Annotated in this window: 5 protein-coding genes; 4 read left to right on the top strand and 1 reads right to left on the bottom strand. The window is 69.6% G+C overall.

Features of this window, described 5'->3' with window-relative positions; genetic code table 11:
• Positions 1 to 162 precede the first annotated feature (162 nt).
• From MCM47_RS37775 to MCM47_RS37785, 3 genes are read left to right on the top strand one after another with little or no spacing between them, the layout of a single operon-like run.
• Positions 163 to 801, top strand: a complete 639-nt coding sequence (locus MCM47_RS37775) for a hypothetical protein (RefSeq protein WP_238951449.1) — start codon at positions 163 to 165, stop codon at positions 799 to 801.
• Positions 802 to 814: 13 nt separating this feature from the next.
• Positions 815 to 3,313, top strand: coding sequence for a hypothetical protein (locus MCM47_RS37780; protein ID WP_238951448.1), 2,499 nt, complete (start codon positions 815 to 817; stop codon positions 3,311 to 3,313).
• Positions 3,313 to 3,861, top strand: coding sequence for a hypothetical protein (locus MCM47_RS37785; RefSeq protein WP_238951447.1), 549 nt, complete (start codon positions 3,313 to 3,315; stop codon positions 3,859 to 3,861). Before MCM47_RS37780 ends, MCM47_RS37785 begins: the two co-directional genes overlap by 1 nt.
• Positions 3,862 to 4,466: 605 nt before the next feature.
• Here MCM47_RS37785 and MCM47_RS37790 read toward each other — a convergent pair.
• A complete protein-coding gene (locus MCM47_RS37790; protein WP_238951446.1) occupies positions 4,467 to 5,006 on the bottom strand; it encodes a hypothetical protein in 540 nt (179 codons plus the stop codon).
• 344 nt (positions 5,007 to 5,350) lie between these two features.
• Here MCM47_RS37790 and MCM47_RS37795 point away from each other — a divergent pair, with 344 nt between their 5' ends.
• Positions 5,351 to 16,942 (top strand): LamG-like jellyroll fold domain-containing protein, encoded by an 11,592-nt coding sequence (locus tag MCM47_RS37795; protein WP_238951516.1) that lies wholly within the window; start codon positions 5,351 to 5,353, stop codon positions 16,940 to 16,942.
• Positions 16,943 to 17,127 lie beyond the last annotated feature (185 nt).

Here is a 17,127-nt window from a genome sequence, read left to right on the forward strand (position 1 = left end):
TCCCTCTGGCAACGCACTGGCCCGGACGTTGGACACGCGGGTCTGCTGCGGACCTCGGACGGGCCCAGGGGCGCGTGGCATCAGCCGCGCGCTCCTTCGTCCTGGACTTCCAAAGTGCAGAGCCCTACTATTTGGTTAGGTCCTACTGTTGCGGAGTGTCTTGTGAGGATCAGCATTGGCGGTGAGCAGGTCGAGGTGCCCGACGACTTGGGCACTGCGCTGCTTGCCGGGCTGCGCGGTGAGCGGTTGGTGGAGCCGCCGCAGGCCTCTGACTTCGACGCCCTGGTCGACCTGGTCGCTCGTACCAGCCGGCTCATCCAGCACCTGGCGGTGTTCCGGGAGGTGGCGATGTCGCGCGCGGACGCGGTCGGTGCCTACTCGAACCGGAGCGCGCTGGCCGGGGCGGCCGGAATGTCCGCTTCCCAGCTCGGCCGGGTCCTCGAGGGGCACGGGCTGCCGCGCGACCGGCGCAGCGGCGGGGTGAACCTGGTTGTCGCGTTCCGCACCGTCGACGACGGCGTCCTGCACCTGGCCGCCGAGGCGGACGTCGTGGACCTGCCGTCGTTCACCCTGCCGTTCACCCCGGCGGATCGGGCCACAGCCCCGACCGACTACGCGGGCCGGGAACTGACCTTCTACTACCGCCCCCAGGTCCCGATCGCGGTGGCCGACCTCGGGCGCAGCGCCGGCTACACCCTGCGCGATGCCGAGCAGGGCCTGATCGCCTGCGTCACCGAGGACGTCTTCGACGCCCTGTTCGGCGACCCGCGTCTCGACCCGACCCGCCCCAACGGACGCTGAGGAGAAGCCCCCGATGTCCGACGAGCTATCCGACTCCGTCGACGCGCTGCTCGCCGCCGTGAGCACCGGCCTTCCGGCCCCAGCGGAGCGCAAGCGGCTGCGCCTGGCGGCCGGTCTCACGCCCGCGCAGGTCGCCGCGGCCCTGCGGGTGAACTCGGCCCTGATCCTGGGCTGGGAGGACGGCAGCGCCGTCCCGGGCCCGGACATCGCCCCGGCCTACACGCGCCTCCTGGAGGGTCTAGCAGCGCGTTTCCCGGCGCCCGAGCAGCCCGCGGCGACGCCGATCCCGGCCACGCCGCAGACGCCTGTCCAGGCCCCGGCGCCCGCCCAGCAGACCACTGACGCGCTCGCTGTTCCGGTGCTCGATCAGAACCCGGACGGCTCGCTGTTGATGGCCGTCGCGGCGCCGTGCGTGCAGTGCGGCCAGCCCTCCGTCTACCGCGCCCAGGGCCGCCCGATGCACCTGGGCGGGTTCTGCCGCCCCGCCACCCCGGCTACCGAGGCGGCCGTCGAAGCCACCCGGCAGCCGACGCCGATGCCGGCCCCGGCCGAGCAGCCCACGGCCACACCCGCACCCGCTGCTGCCCCCGTCGCCTCCGAGCCGGTCCGGCCCGCGCCCACCGCCAGGTCGGCCCCGGCGAACCCGCGCCCGGCGACGGCCCGCACCCCTGCCCGCCCGGCCGCAGCCCGCCCGGCCGCAGCCCGTCCGGCCGCGGCGCGTCCGGCTTCGGCGCGCCCCGCTGCTCCGTCCGCTGCCGCTGCGCGCTGGTGGCCGGCGGTCGCGCTGGACGCCGTCGACGGCGGCTGGGTGCTGGACGTCCCGCAGATCCCGGCCCCGGCCGGGACCAAGCTCGGCGACTGGTTCGCGTGGCTGGGCACCGGCCTGCCGCTGCGCGTCGAGCGCGCCCACGCCTCGGGACGCGGCGCCGACGGCATGGTCTGCCTGACCGCCGCCGCCCTCAAGCAGCTCGGCCTGCCCGCCACCCTGCCCGCCACCGAGAAGGCCCTGAACACGCTGCACACCAAGCTGGCGAAGGCCGCCGCCGTGGTGGGCATGGAGATCAGCGACCAGATCGGCCCGAGCCTCCACGTCTTCCGCCGCACCGGATCGGCCGGCGGACCGAAGACCTCGGTCCGGGTCACCGTCGCGCCGTGGCTCGGGCAGGGCGATGCCCGCCAGCAGGCGGCCAGCGCCCTGGCCGCCCCGCTCGCCACCGCCCCCGACGGCACGAAGGACGGCCTCACCCTGACCCGCCGCTACCGCGCCTTCACCACCGACCTCGGCGCCGCCCCCGGCGCCACCACAGCCTCCACCGCGATGCTGCTCCTGGACGCGGTGCGCCCGCGCGTGGAGTGGGTCAAGGACGAGACGACGGGGGAGTGGTCCTCCCACCTGCGCGAGGGCGCGCTCCCGAAGGGCGACCTGTGCGTTGCGCCGGCTGCCGGGGCCCGCCACCCGCTCACCCGCGAACTCCTCAGCAAGGGCGAGGCGGTGTGCGAGGAGGAGGACTACAAGTGGTGGGCCCGCGAGCTCACCGAGCAGGAGGCCGTCCGCCCCTGGGCGGTCGCGGTCGACGTCTGCGCCTCCTACCTGTCCGTCACCGACTCCCTGCGCCTGCCCATCGGCCCGCTGGACCACGTGAAGAACCCGGCGTGGGACGGCGGCAAGACCGCCGGCCTGTGGTGGTGCGACTTCACCAGCACCCCGGTGGACGAGCTGCTGCCCCACCCGGCTACCTTCCACGGCCAGCCGCCCACCGGGCCTGGCTGGTACGCCACCCCGACCGTCGCGTACATGGCCACCACCTACGGCTTCGACCCGGCCACCATCACCGAGGCGTACCTGTCGACCCACACCGCACCGCTGCTCAAGGAGTGGACTGGCCGGATCCGTGGCGGCTACAAGCGCGCCTACGCCGACCTCGGCCTGGCCGACGGCCAGGCCCCTGCCGAGTTCCTCGCCGCCTACGCCGTGCACAAGGACGTCGGCACCGACCCGGTCCGCGCGGACGCCCTGGTCCTCGCCGGGCTGTACAAGAACATCTACAAGGGCGGCATCGGGAAGTGGGCCGACTCCGCCCGCCACCTGGACGACGAGACCTGGTTGGAGAAGATCGCCGCCGCCTGGTCCTACCGCCCGGAGATCCGCTTCCACATCATCGCCGCCGCCCGCATCGCCGCCCACCGCCGCCTGCGCAAAACCTGGCAGCTCACCGGCCGCGCCCCCTTCGCCATCAACGTGGACAGCTACCTGTACGCCACCGACGCCCCCACCCCACTGGAACTCCTTCCGGTCAAGGACGACGGCACCCCCGTCCCGGGAGCGCTGCGCCTGGGCATCGCCCCGGGCAGCCACAAGCACGAGTCCTCGATCCCGCTCCAGGCCGCCATCGAGGCGATGGAGCGCCGTGAGCACCCTTCCAAGCTGGTCCACCACTACGCCACCGACGGCACCGCGATCGGCCACGAGCAGCCCGACACCGGCAACGACGCTAAGGAAGGCGGGAACTGATGGCGGGCAAGGGGTTGTTCGGCCGGGTGCGCGAGGCGCTGTTCCCCTCCCGGAAGGCGCCGGTGCAGTCCACGACGCAGGCCGGCCAGGTGCGGGAGCGCAAGTACGGCGGGAACACCAAGGCCATGGCCGCGGCCTACGGCGTCGCGCCGCGCACCGTGCTGCGCTGGATCGACGGCACACGCCACCCCAAGGGAGAGGACGCCGAACGGCTACAGCGCGAGGCGGTCGACGTGCAGACCACCGAGCGGGGCCGGGAACGCAAGGCCAAGCAGCTGGCCCAGCGCGGCACCGTCTCCGGGATCGGGGCCCGGGTCGGCCGCGCCGTGAGCTTCGAGATCCGCGGCTCGGACGCCGTCCGGGCCCGCGACATCCACCTGAACCTCACGGGCGAGCAGGCCGCCGCCCTGGCCATCGCCGAGAACGAGGACGAGGTGCGGCAGATCGTCGGTCAGGCCCTCGCGGACTACTTCAACGGCGGCGCCGGCTACGGCGGCTTCACCGCCGACGACTTCGACTTCGACCCCAACGACTTCGACCTGAGGTGATCACCACGCCCGGGAGCCGGGGATAGCCGACGAGCCGACCAGGTCCTCCGATCGGGTGGGACAGCATCTCGGTGGTGGCCCGGATGCTCCTCGGCGACCAGGCACAGGTCCGCCACGGTCGGGCACACCTGAGCCACGCCCTGCCGACCAGGACCATCAGCAATCGTGCGAACGCCCGTCCGCGTGGCTCCCACGCCCGGCGCCGCCGGGAGGGCATCGCCGCCCTGCTGTTCCCGTCCGGCCGGCCGCTTCGGCTCGGCCGGCCGGCGCTGCGGGTGGCCGACCCGCTGGCGGCGCCACGCCGGACGCTAGGCCACCGCGTCGCTCCTTCCCTGGTGCCTACAGCTCCCTCCACCCGCAGGCCAGCCCACCCCCGGCGCCGAGCGAGTCCAGCCGACACGGACGGTCCGAACTGCACAAGGTCCTTGATCTGGGCAGCGCAGCCCGGGACGGCGGCGCCGGGGTCAGCTGGGAGCGGTCGCTTCGCCGCTGGCGTGTATGGCGTCGAGGACAGTGGGGGGAAGTGGCCGGAGGTCTTGCCGACCGGTAGCGGGCGCGATGAGGTGTAGCGCGCGTGGGCGCGCGGCGGAGCGAGGCTTAGCCGGTCAGTTGCCGGGGGCGGGCAGGTCGAGTGCGCGGCGACGGATCTCGGCGGCTTTCTCGTTGGCGCTGCCCATGACCGTGGCAACTCCGCCTGGCGCGGGTTGCCCGTCGGTCGTCACGGCGACGAACCGGGTATGCGGGTTGGCTTTGGATGCAGTTTCCAGCGCCTGATTGAAGGTTGGTCCGATGGCGACAACGAGGTCGCAGTGCTGTGCTGCAAGTCCCGCGAGGTAGGGGAGGGCCTGGTCGGCGGTGGTTGCCGGGACAAGGAGTTGTTGCACGTTCAGGTCGTTTTGCTGGGAGGCGTCTTGAAGAGCTGACCAGATCGCGCTGGTGTCGCTGTGCCTCGCCGCTTCCGTGGCGTCGCCGGTGAGGCAGGCCGTTCGGCGTCCAGCGATGTTGGAGGGGCTTATGACGGCTGGAAGGCCAGCCTTGTCGTCACTTTCGCTCCCGAGCCACATCCCGACACCGGTACCCGCTACGACCAGCGCCGCGGTAAGTCCGAGCGCCCACCGGAGGCGGGGGGTGAGATGGGGCGTCATGCGGGCTTCTCCTGGCGGGTGGTGTGTGGTGGGCGCGGTCAAGTCTCGCCTGGTGGTTTCCATTGTTCGGTAAAGAAGATGAAAAATCTCTTAAGAACATTTCGGCCTATGATGTCCCTATATTGAACAAAGTGACCATGACTGCGTCAGTTCCTGGCTGTACCTCTCGCACTGACGACCGATAGGAAGGGCACAGACCGAACGCCTGTAGGGGAGAGTCGGTCGTTTCGCCTGCACTTGAAGGACTTGTCGTGCGTCGCTCGCTTGCACTCATTACCTCTTTGGCGCTTCTGCTTGCCCTTGGCACGCAAGAAGCGAGCGCGTTCACGGCGACCAAAGCCCCGGTGTCGACGGTCACGCCGAAGACTCCGCAGCAGGTCAGCGGTGACCCGAGCGGGGGCAGCCACACGGTGCCGTCCTCACAGACCAGGAAGGACGGCGGTGCTCCCGGGGAGTCCACCCACCGGCCGGGCCCCGGTGAACTGCCCGAGACCAAGGCGGTGACGGGCGACACCGCCACGCACCCTTCTGGCGACGGGCAGCCCAAGACCCCGGTGAAGGGTGGGGCCGTCACCCCACCGCCGTCCCTGGAACACCACCCCGGGGATGCCAAGCCCGGCAGCCCCCAGTCCGGCGCTGCGGCGCAGCCCAATGCGGCCGCGCCGCAGGACGACCTCAAGGACGGCAAGGGGGCGAAGAACCGCAGCGCTACGCCTGCGTCACCCTCGGCGAAGGACCTTCAGGCCCGCAACGACGCCAACACCAGTTCCGGCTCTCCGAGTCTGCCCGTCGAAGGCACGGAGGTCGCCGGTGCCCGGACCGACAGCACCTCGGTCTTCCAGAACCCGGACGGTACCAAGACCCTGCGCGCCTACCCCCGGCCCGTGCACTACAAGAAGGCCGACGGCAGCTGGGACGACATCAACACCAACTTCTCGCTGGACCGCGCCGGCCGTTGGGCCGAGCAGGCCAACAGCCAGCAGGCCAGCTTCGCGGTCAGGTCCGACGACCCCTCGGTCGTGAGCTGGACCCTGGACGCGGAGCACGCGGTCTCCTACGGGCTGCAGGGCGCGGCCCCAGTGCGCGGCGTCGTCCAAGGCGACACCCTGACGTATCCGCTCGCACGCCCCGCGAGCGATGTCGTCTACAACGGCCTCGCCCAGGGCATCAAGGAATCCCTGGTCCTGCACGATGCGAGCGCCCCGACCAACTGGGTCTTCCCACTGCACACCACCGGACTGACCCCGGCGATCGGGTCGGCCGGAGAGGTCCAGTTCAAGGACACCTCAGGTGCCGTGCGGCTGGCGATTCCGCGCGGCTCGATGATGGACTCGAAGATCGACCCGGCCTCCGGCGACGGCGTGGGCAGCGACGGTGTCACCTACCATCTGATCGACCAGAACGGCGTGCCCGCTCTGCAGATGGACCTGGACGCGGCCTGGCTGCACGACGCCAAGCGCGTCTTCCCGGTCACCGTGGACCCGTCGACCCTGTCCATCGGCGTCGGCCAGTCGACCTTCGTCCGCTCCGACCAGAGGGCGAACTTCTCCACCGACCCGTTGCTGCGGATCGGCACCTCCGACGGTGGCGCCTCGAAGATCAACAGTTACCTGTACTTCCCCGCCGTAGCCAACGTGTTGTCGAACGACTACCTGCACGCGGTGACCCTCAACCTGAACAACACCCACTCCTACGAGTGCTCCCCGCACCCGGTCTACGTGAACCAGATCACCAGCTGGTGGGACCCTGCGACGATCAACACCTACCCCGGTGTGTCGATCGGCCAGCAACTGGGAACCGCCAACTTCTCCGCTGGCGACACGTGTGGCGGAGCGATGTGGGAAAGCATCGATTTGGGCCGCAGTCACAACGACCCGGGCGTGCAGCTGGTCGAGAGCTGGGCCCGGGGCGGCGCCAACTACGGCCTCGCGCTGACGGCCAGCACCACGAACTCCTACGACTGGAAGAAGTTCTCCAGCGCCAACAGCGCCTACCCGCCCTACCTGTCGATCGTCTACAGCGACTGGGCCGCGACCTACGCACCGGCCGGCAGCTACATGCCGCCGACCTACAACACCCCCGGCTACCAGCAGGTCACCCTCACCAACATGGCGGCCAACTGGTGGAACTGGCAGAGCATGCAGGTCAAGGCCCGGTTCTTCGATTCGAACTGGAACGAGCAGTGGTTCAACGCGCCGCTCACCGGCGTCTCCGGACTGGTCAAGACCTACGACTCCGTGACCGTCAACGGGGTGATCCCGCCGCTGCCGCTCGGACGCTCCTACTACCTCTGCTGGGACGGCTACGTCGGCGGGACCACATCCCTGCACGACTCCTACTCGATCCCCTTCGGCACCTGCACCACCGTCACCGGGGCCAACACCGCGCCCCAACTGGACGCACTGGCGCCGCCCAACAACACCGTGGTCGGCAGCCTCACGCCGCAGCTCTACGCCACCGGCCACGACCCGGACAACTACCCCGGCACGGGCGTGGACTACTACTTCAAGGTCTACACCAACCCTGCGTCGGGCGACCCGCAGCTCGTCGCCGAGTCAGGCTGGCAGCCCAGCACCTCATGGGCCGTGCCGCCCGGCAAGCTCGCCTGGAACACCAGCTATCTGTGGAACGTCATGGACGGTGACCACATCGGCGCGAGCCCCCTCTCCGGCACGGTCTCCTTCTCCACCCAGGTCCAGCAGCCGGTGGTCACCTCCCACCTCGGCGGTGCCGTCGGCGACGGAGCCGGCCGCCCCTTCGACGCCAAGGTCGGCAACTACACCACGACGGCCACCGACGCCGACGTCAAGAGCATCGGACCGGCCCTGACGGTCAACCGCTCCTACAACTCCCTGGACCCGCGTACCTCGACGCTGTTCGGCAGCGGCTGGACCTCCAACTTCGACATGCGGGTCCAGCCCGATGACGACGGCACCGACTCCGTTGTCCTGACCACCGCCAGCGGCCGGGCCGCCCGCTTCGGTGCCGACCCGAACAAGGGCGCCCTGTACACGCCGCCGCCGGGTGAGTTCCAGTCCCTCAGCAAGGCCCCCTCCGGTTTCGACCTGATGGCCAAGGACGGGACGCGCTACGAGTTCCACGCCGCTTCGGGCGCCGGCTACGCCCTGTCCCTGGTGCGCGACGCGCTCGGACGGACCCAGGAGCTGGCCTACACCAACGGCGTCCTGACGACGGTGAAGGACACCTCCTCGGGCCGAGCCCTGCACTTCGAGTGGACGGCCGGCAACCGGCACGTCGCGAAGGTCTACACCGACCCCGTGACCGGGACGGACTGGAACACCTCTCAGACCTGGACCTACACCTACAACGCCAATAGCCCGGACCAGCTGGACCAGGTCTGTGCACCGGCGACCGGCGGGAACACCGCCCGGTCCTGCAGCAGCTACTCCTACACCCCGGGTTCGCACATGCGCTCGGCCATTCTCGACTCCGCCCCCGCCTCGTACTGGCGGCTGGGCGAGTCCTCCGGCCGCATCGCGGCCAGCGAGGTGGTCGAGAACCAGGGCAACGACAATGCGACCTACTCCGTCGACGGTGTGACCCTGGGTACTCCCGGGCCGGCGGGCTCCGCGACGGCGGCGAGCTTCGACGGAAACACGGGCTATGTGACGCTGCCGCAGACCGAGCTGTCCACCTCGTCCTACGCGGCGGTCGGGCTCTGGTTCAAGACCACGGGCTCGGGTGTGCTGTTCAGCTACCAGACGGAGACCTTCCCCGGCAGCGGTACGACGGCGGGGGACTACACCCCCGCGCTCTACGTCGGGACCTCCGGAAGACTTCACGGCAAGTTCTGGGCTGGCTCGTCCATCCCCATGCAGTCGTCCAAGGCGGTCAACGACGGCCAGTGGCACTTCGCGATGCTGTCGGCGTCCGGGGCCTCCCAGACGCTGTACCTCGACGGTCAGGCCCAGGGCACGCTGGCCGGCCCGGTCCTCGCGCCGGGGCAGCGTGCTGGTGCTGTCGGCGGCGGCTTCACCAGTGCCTGGTGGCAGGACAGCCCGTTCAGTGACTTCACCGGCCGGGCGAGCTACTTCTCCGGCAGCATCAGCGACGTCGCGTTCTACAACCGAACCCTCGGTGCCCCGGCCGTCCAGGCCCTGTGGCTGGCTGGCAGCCAGCCCTCGACCGAGCTGTCTGGGCTGAAGCTCCCCTCCGGCAAGACCCGACTCGCCATCTCCTACGACACCGTCAAGGACCGCGCATCCCAGGTCACCGACGAGAACGGTGGCACCTGGAAGCTCAACAACCCGACCGTGTCCGGCTCCTCCCAGGAGTACCGGGGCCAGATCATGGGCTCCCGGCCGAGCGGCTACTGGCGGCTGTCCGACGGCGCTGGCGTGCAGGCCGCCAACCAGATCTACACACCGCGGCCGACCCCCAACAACGGCACCTACTCCGATGTCGCCCTCGGGTCCGCGGGGCCCATGGCAGGTTCCACCGGATCCGCCTCCTTCAACGGCAGCACCTCCTGGGCCGAGCTGCCGGCCTCCTACGCGCCCCAGTCCGGCCCGGGAGCGCTCGGGATGTGGTTCAAGACCAGTAGCGCCGGCGTCCTGCTGAGCTACCAGTCCTTCCCCGTCAACGCGCCCCACACCCAGTGGGGCCTGCACTGGAACCCGGCCCTGTACGTCGGCACCGACGGGAAGCTCCACGCGCAGCTGTGGACCGGCGATGCCTCCCACACCATGGCCAGTGCCGCCACCGTGAACGACGACAAGTGGCACTTCGCCCTGCTCTCCGCCGACAGCCCCACCTCCCAACGCCTCTACGTGGACGGTGCGCAGAGCGCCGGACCGCTGGACGGCACCATCACCCCCAACGGCGTCGAACACGTCTTCGTCGGCGCCGGCGCCGTCTCCCTCGGCTGGCCCGCTGCCCCCGGCGACGACTCCGGCCACTTCGAGGGCCAGATCTCGAACGTGGCCGCCTTCCCGCACGGCATGGACAGCACGGCCGTCGCGAGCCTCTACCAGCTGGCCACCACCAGTGGCGCCGTCCAGTACGACGCGGCCGTCGTCGACGCCCACCCGACCGGCTACTGGCGCATGGACGACACCACCGGTAACCAGGCCACCGAGCTGATCTCCTCCGCGGCGCTGGCGCAGAACCGAGCTAGCTACCACAACACCACCTGCTGCCAATCCGGCCCCTGGGCCTCCGGCACTTCCACGGCCACCGGCTTCAACGGCGCCAACGCGTACGTCCAACTGCCTCCCAACACCGCGCCCAAGCACTGGGGTGCGGCCACCGTCGAGCTCTGGTTCAAGACCACCACCCCCGGCGTGCTGTACAGCCACCAGTCGTTCCCGATCGACGGTAAGCCGATCAATGGCTCGACTGATCACTGGAACCCGGCGCTCTACATCGGCTCCGACAAGAAGCTCCACGGTGCACTGTGGACCGGCTCGGCCGACAACGCCCTGGTCTCGGCCAACACCGTCACGGACGGGGCATGGCACCACGTCGCCCTGACCGGCGACGGCTCCGGCCAGACCCTCTACCTGGACGGTGCTCCCACCGCGACCAGCACCACGGCGCTGCCCATCACCTACAACGGCTCGGCTTATGCCTACCTCGGCGCCGGGTGGACCGGCGGCTGGCCCAACCCGCCGTCGGACCAGGTCGGCTACTTCAACGGCGCCATCGCTGACTTCTCGACCTACCGATACCGGCTCACCAAGGACACGGTCTCCGGCCACTACAACCGCGCCACCTCCACCGCCGTGATTGGAGGCTTGGACGCCGCGAGCGCCTACCGCACCAAAGTGATCCAGGACAGCGCCCTCGGCTACTGGCGCCTCAACGACCCGTCCGGCTCCTGGTACGCCGCCAGCCAACTCGGCGACGCTCGCCCCGACGTCAACACCGGCAACCTGACCGACGTCCTACTGAATGGCAACGGCCCCTCCAACGACCCCAACCAGAGGTCGGCCGTCTTCAACGGCACCACCTCGCAGATCCAGCTCCCGTCCGACGCCGCACCCGTTCACGGCCCAGCCAGCGTCGAGCTGTGGTTCAAGACCACCAGCGGCGGACCGCTGTACAGCTACCAGGACTTCCCGGTGGGCGGCCCCCTGGGGAATAGCTGGAACCCGGCGCTGTACGTCGGTTCGGACGGCCGCATCCACGGTGAATTCTGGATGGGCTCGGGTGCAGTCATGACCTCCGACCGGACCGTCAACGACGGCAAGTGGCACCAGGTGGTCCTCGCTGCCGATGACAGCGGCCAAACCATCTACATCGACGGCCGTGCCAGCGCCTCTGACACCAGCGGACGCAAGATCACCTTCAACGGCACGCCGTACGTCTACATCGGAGCCGGCACCACCACCGGATGGGGCTGGCCCGGAGGCGGCGCCGACCACTTCAACGGCAACATCGCCGAAGTCTCGTACTACAGCACCCGCCTCGACCCGGACACCGTCACCACCCATTACAAGTCCATGGGCGACGGCGGCACCGCCACGCCCGTCACCACCGCCGTCGTCACCGACCCGACCGGCTACAACCTGACCTACCAGTACGACACCCGCTCCTCACGCCTGCTCTCCCGCAGCGACGGCTACGGCAACACCACCCGCTACAGCTACGACACCGCCGGGTACCTCTACGCCGTCAGCGACCCGAACGGCCACACCATCACCACCGGACACGACGCCCGCGGCAACACCGTCTCCCGCACCACCTGCCGCGGCGCCGGAAGCTGCCAGACCAGCTACGCCACGTACTACCTGGACACCGGCAACCCCTTCAACCCGGCCAACGACAAGATCCTGACCTCCAGCGACGCCCGGTCCTCAGGCCCCGGCGACACCACCTACACCACCCGCTACGCCTACGACGCCAACGGCCAGCTGACCTCCACCACCACCCCGGCCACGCCCGACTTCCCCCGGGGCCGCATCAGCTACACCCTGCGCACCGATGCCACCACCCAAGCCCAGGACGGCGGAACCGTACCGGCCGGACTGGTCCGGGCCCAGACCGGCCTGCTCGACGCGGCCGCCTACCCCGACCCGAACAAGATCCCCGCCGACCAACAGACCACCTACACCTACCGGACCAACGGCGACGTCGCCTCCGTCACCTCCCCGCTGCGCCCCAAGGTCACTTACCGCTACGACAACCTCGGCCGCACCATCAGCCAGGCGTACGGCTGCGACGACTGCCCGGGCGGCAGCGCTTCCGCGCCCCGGATGCTGGAGACCAACTACACCTGGGACGGCCAGGACAACCAGGTCACCCGCACCGACCCTTACACCACCGACGCCGTCACCGGCGCCAAGCACACACGGCAGGTCACCACCGCCTACGACGTCGACGGCAACCAGGTGAGCCAGACCGTCGCCGACACCACCGGCGGCGACCAGCCGCGCACCACCACCTGGACGTACGAACCCGACACCAGCCGGGTGAAGCAGGTCAAGGACCCCGGCGGCCACCTGACCTCGTACACCTACGACCGCTACGGCAACGTCGCCACCCAGACCGACGCGGCCGGCACCACCTACAGCTACAGCCACTCGCCCATGGGGCAGCTGCAGCAGACCGCCGTCACCAACTACACCGGCAGCAGCGCCACCCCGACCGCACCGCGCTGGCAGGTCGTCGACTCGCGCGGCTACGATCCCGCCGGCCGCCCCGCCACCGCCACCGACGCCATGGGGCGCACCACCCACACCTACTACAACGACGACAACACGGTCGCCGAGGTCGACCTCGACGGCTACCACAACACCGACGGCACCCTGCGCAACGTGGTGCTCCAGCAGAACACCTACGACGACGCGGGCCACCTCACCCAGCGGGTCACGGGTAGCGGCAGGACCACCACCGCCACCGCCTACGACGCGGCTGGCCGGGTCACCCGGACGAGCGTCGACCCCGGAGGCCTCAACCTCACCACCACGTACACCTACGACGTGGCCGACCGTCCGACCAGTGTGGTCAGTACCGGCGGCGGGGACGCGAGCTCGACCCAGATCGACTACGCCTACGACGTCACCGGGAACGTGCTCAAGCAGACCGCCCGCAACCAGCCCGCGGACTCGGTGGTGGCGTATGGCTACAACAGCCGCGGGCTGCGCACCAGCACCACCAGTCCGAACGGCAACGCGGTCGGCGCCGACCCCTCCGCGTACACCAGCAGCGTCGGGTACGACGAGGCCGGTCGGCCCACCGTCACCACCGGCCCGCTGTTCAGCGCGGAGTCGTACGACCCGACCAGCCGCGGAAGCAAGCCGCAGCAGGTCCGGCCGATCAGCCGGACTGGCTACGACACCTACGGCCAGGTCACCTCCCAGGTCGACCCGCTGGGCAACACCGTCACCAACACCTACGACCTGGACGGCCACCAGATCGCCGTGGCCGGCGCCGCCTACACCGACCCGCAGTCCGGCGCCAAGGTCACGCCGACCTCCACGGTCGAGTACGACGCACTCGGCCGGCCCGTCAGGACCGTCGTCGACCCGACCGGTCTCAAGCTGACCAGCACCATGCGGTACGACCAGTTCGGCAACGTGGTGCAGACCACCCTCCCGGCGAGCGGAGGTGCCACCGCACCGACCGTCACCAAGTCCTACGACCTTGACGGCGAACTGCTCTCCAGCACCGGCCCGACAGGCGCGGTCAGCCAGTCCACCTACGACGACCTCGGAAGGCGCATCACCAGCACCCAGCTGGAGCGCTACCCCGCGGTGGCGGCCTACACCAGCACCTTCACCTGGGACGACGCGGGCAACCAGCTCAGCTCCACCCTGCCGGGCGGTGCCGTCAGCAAGGTGAACTACAACGCTGTCGGCCAGGTGCTCAGCGCCACCGACGCGACCGGCGTCACCGTCCGCTTGGCCTACGACGGCCTCGGCCGGACCAGCCGGGTGACCAGGGCCGACGGGACCGCGACCGTCACCGGCTACGACCGGCTCGGGCGGACAGTGAGTACGACCGATCTGGACACCGCAGGGGCCTCCGTGGCCACCCAGTACGCTACGTACGACCCGGAGGGGAACGTCGTCAGCGCCACCGACAAGGTGGCGAGCAGCGCCGACATCGCCGCTCACTCGCGGCAGTTCAGCTACAATGCGGCTGGCCTGGCGGTCCAACAGGTCGAACCGGTCGCCGCCGGGCAGACGATCACCACATCGGTCGGCTATGACGCTGGCGGGCGCAAGACGCGCTGGACCAACGGGAAGAACGTTGCGGTGTACTACACCTACAACTCCCTCGGGCTCCCCGAGTCGACGGTCGAACCGCCGACCACCGCCCACCCGAGCGCCGCCGAAGGCCTGTTCACCACCAGCTACGACGCGGCCGGACGAGCCGTCACGCTGACCGAGCCGGGTGGCGTGGTTCGCCGCCGCAGCTACGATGGCGCGGGCAACCTGATCCAGGAGAGCGCCACGGGCGCCGAGGTGGCGACCCCGGACCGCACCCTCGGCTACGACGCCGCCGGCCGCCTGATATCCGTCGGCACTCCCGGCACCACCCCGGACACCTACACCTACAACGATCGCGGCCAACTGCTCACCGCCGCGGGTCCCGGCGGCGCCGGCAGCTACACCTACAACGGCGACAGCCGGATGACCGCCCGCACCGACGCGGCCGGCACCACCGCCTTCGGCTACAACGCCGCCGGTCAGATCACCAGTGCGACCGACCCGTTGACCGGCGCCACCGTCGGATTCGACTACGACACGGCCGGTCGCCTCACCACCGAGCGCTACGGCACCGGTGGCGGCAGCCGCAGCTACGGCTACGACAACCTCGGCCGACTGCGCGACGACACCGTCAAGAACCCGGCCGGGGCAACGGTCGCCTCGATCGGCTACAGCTATGACGTCAACAGCCGGATCACCAGCAAGACCACCACCGGCACCGTGGGGGCCGCCAGCAACCAGTACGGCTACGACCTCGCGGGACGCCTCACCAACTGGAACAACGGCACCATCGCCACCGCGTACACCTGGGACGCGGCCGGCAACCGGATCTCCGCCGGCGGCGTCACCTCCAGCTTCGACGAGCGCAACGAGCTGCTGAACGACGGCACCACAACGTACAGCTACTCGGCCCGTGGCACCCTCACCGGTAGCACTGCCCAGGGCTCACAGCCCAAGGACGTCCAGTTCGACGGCTTCGACCGGATGGTCAAGGAAGGGCCGTCCACGTACACGTACGACTCGACCGACCGCGTCGTTCGGAGCGGGAACACCGCCTTCACCTACGACGGCGGCTCCAATAACGTGGTCACGGACGGCACCGCCAGCTACACCCGCACCCCCGGCGGCAGGCTCCTGGGCACGGCTGCTACCGGAGCAACGCCCAACCCCCGCCTAGTGATCAGCGACCAGCACTCCGACGTGGTCGCCACCATTGACCCCGCCGCCAAGGGCGTCGCCGGCTCCACCGCTTACGACCCCTTCGGCAAGCCCACGGCCAGCGCCGGTGCCACCAACTCGCTCGGATATCAAAGCGGTTGGACCGACCCCGCCTCGGGTGACGTCAACATGGCCGCCCGCTGGTACCGACCCGGCAGCGGCACCTTCGCCTCGCGCGACTCCTGGCAGCTGGGCACCACCCCGTCTATCCAGGGGAACCGGTTCACGTACGGCAACGGCGACCCGATCGACTCGACGGACCCGTCGGGGCACAACCCCTGCGAGACCATTCGACACTGGGTGCCGTGGCGCATCCCGCTTGTGTGCATCCCCGACCTGCCTATAAAGCTCCCGTATGGTTCGGAGGATTTCCGAGGCGGGTTCTCCGACGGGCCGCGGATTGACTGCGACAAGTACTGGTGGACGACTGACTGCGGCGGCTCCGGCTATCGGCCAGCTCCCTCGGTAACAACTGAACTGAACAGGACAATCACATCCACAAGTGACCTGAGGAGAATCCCCCGCGGAGGCGGCTCAGGTGACGGAGCCCCCCGCAACACGGGCCCGCACAATCGTCGCCCCGGCCCAGGCAGGCCTTCCGGCCCGAGCAGGCCTTCCGGTCCAACCTTGCCCAGGCCCAAGCCGCCGGCCGATACCCGCCCGATCAACGACAACGACCGCCCGCACGCTGGCCCCAGTGCGATTGACTTCTTCACGGACACCGTCGTGACCGTCGGCACCGCTGTCGTCACCACCGTGGTGGTGGAGGGCACCCCGGTGGTGGTCGGCGCTGTCACCCTCGTCGGCTCTGGGGTCGTCGCCGGTACCGAGGCCCTAATCGACGTAGCTGACGACCTGCTCACCGAACCGAAGCCAGAGCCCCGCGGAAGGCCAGCGCCCGCGCCAGATGACGACTCCGGTGACTGTCGAAATGGCTTCGGTGGCGGGTGGCGCAAGTACTCGCCGGTTGACCAGGCGAATGGCTCTCGTGCCACCGGCGCGGAGGCGTGCCTTACTAAGGATTTCATCGACAACAACCCTGGGGGCGATGTCGTATCGTCCGGCAATAAGGCGGTGACCCCGCCCGCCTATGCTTGGGCGGCAGGATATGCGTACAAGCTCGGCAACGGTCCGGCGTGGAAATGGCGAAACAATTGCCACCTGCTGGCCAGCTCGCTTGGCGGGGAGGGGGCGATCTACGAGAACCTCGCTACCTGTGCCCGCACGGCGAACTCAACGCGTATGGACACAAGAGGGCCGGAGAACCCAAAGGGGAACATGGCAAAGTATGAGGCGCAGGTAAAGCGTATTCTGGACGATCCCGCGCATTATCCGGGCGCAGTAGTTCACTATCAGGTAACCCCGAAGTATGACGGAAGCAGGGTGGTTCCGACCGATTTCCACATGGAGGCAACCCTGTACATGCCGGGTGCCGGTACCTCCCGCCTGTTTAAGGTTGACGTACCTAACGAGATGTACAGTCTCAAGGACGGACAATGGCACAATATGGGCAACGATGCCCCGACACGATGGGAGCCGTAGAGTGAATGACGGTCAGTCCAACACGCTTGCAGCTATGTCGGCTATCAGGGAGCTGCTGTCATGTATCGGGCCGACCTGCGGGGACTCTGTCGACTGGGGTGCCGCAGAGAAGCTGTACGGGAAACCCTTCCCCGGTGACTACCAGGCTTTCGCGGCCGCCTTCGGCGGCGGCTCGATCGAGCAGG

The sequence above is a fragment of the Kitasatospora sp. A2-31 genome, assembly GCF_022288725.1.
Classification (GTDB): Bacteria; Actinomycetota; Actinomycetes; order Streptomycetales; family Streptomycetaceae; genus Kitasatospora.

Coding starts and splice junctions, on each gene's coding strand:
- MCM47_RS37780 (WP_238951448.1), top strand. CDS start 815: ATGTCCGACGAGCTATCCGACTCCGTCGACGCGCTGCTCGCCGCCGTG.
- MCM47_RS37785 (WP_238951447.1), top strand. CDS start 3,313: ATGGCGGGCAAGGGGTTGTTCGGCCGGGTGCGCGAGGCGCTGTTCCCC.
- MCM47_RS37790 (WP_238951446.1), bottom strand. CDS start 5,006: ATGACGCCCCATCTCACCCCCCGCCTCCGGTGGGCGCTCGGACTTACC.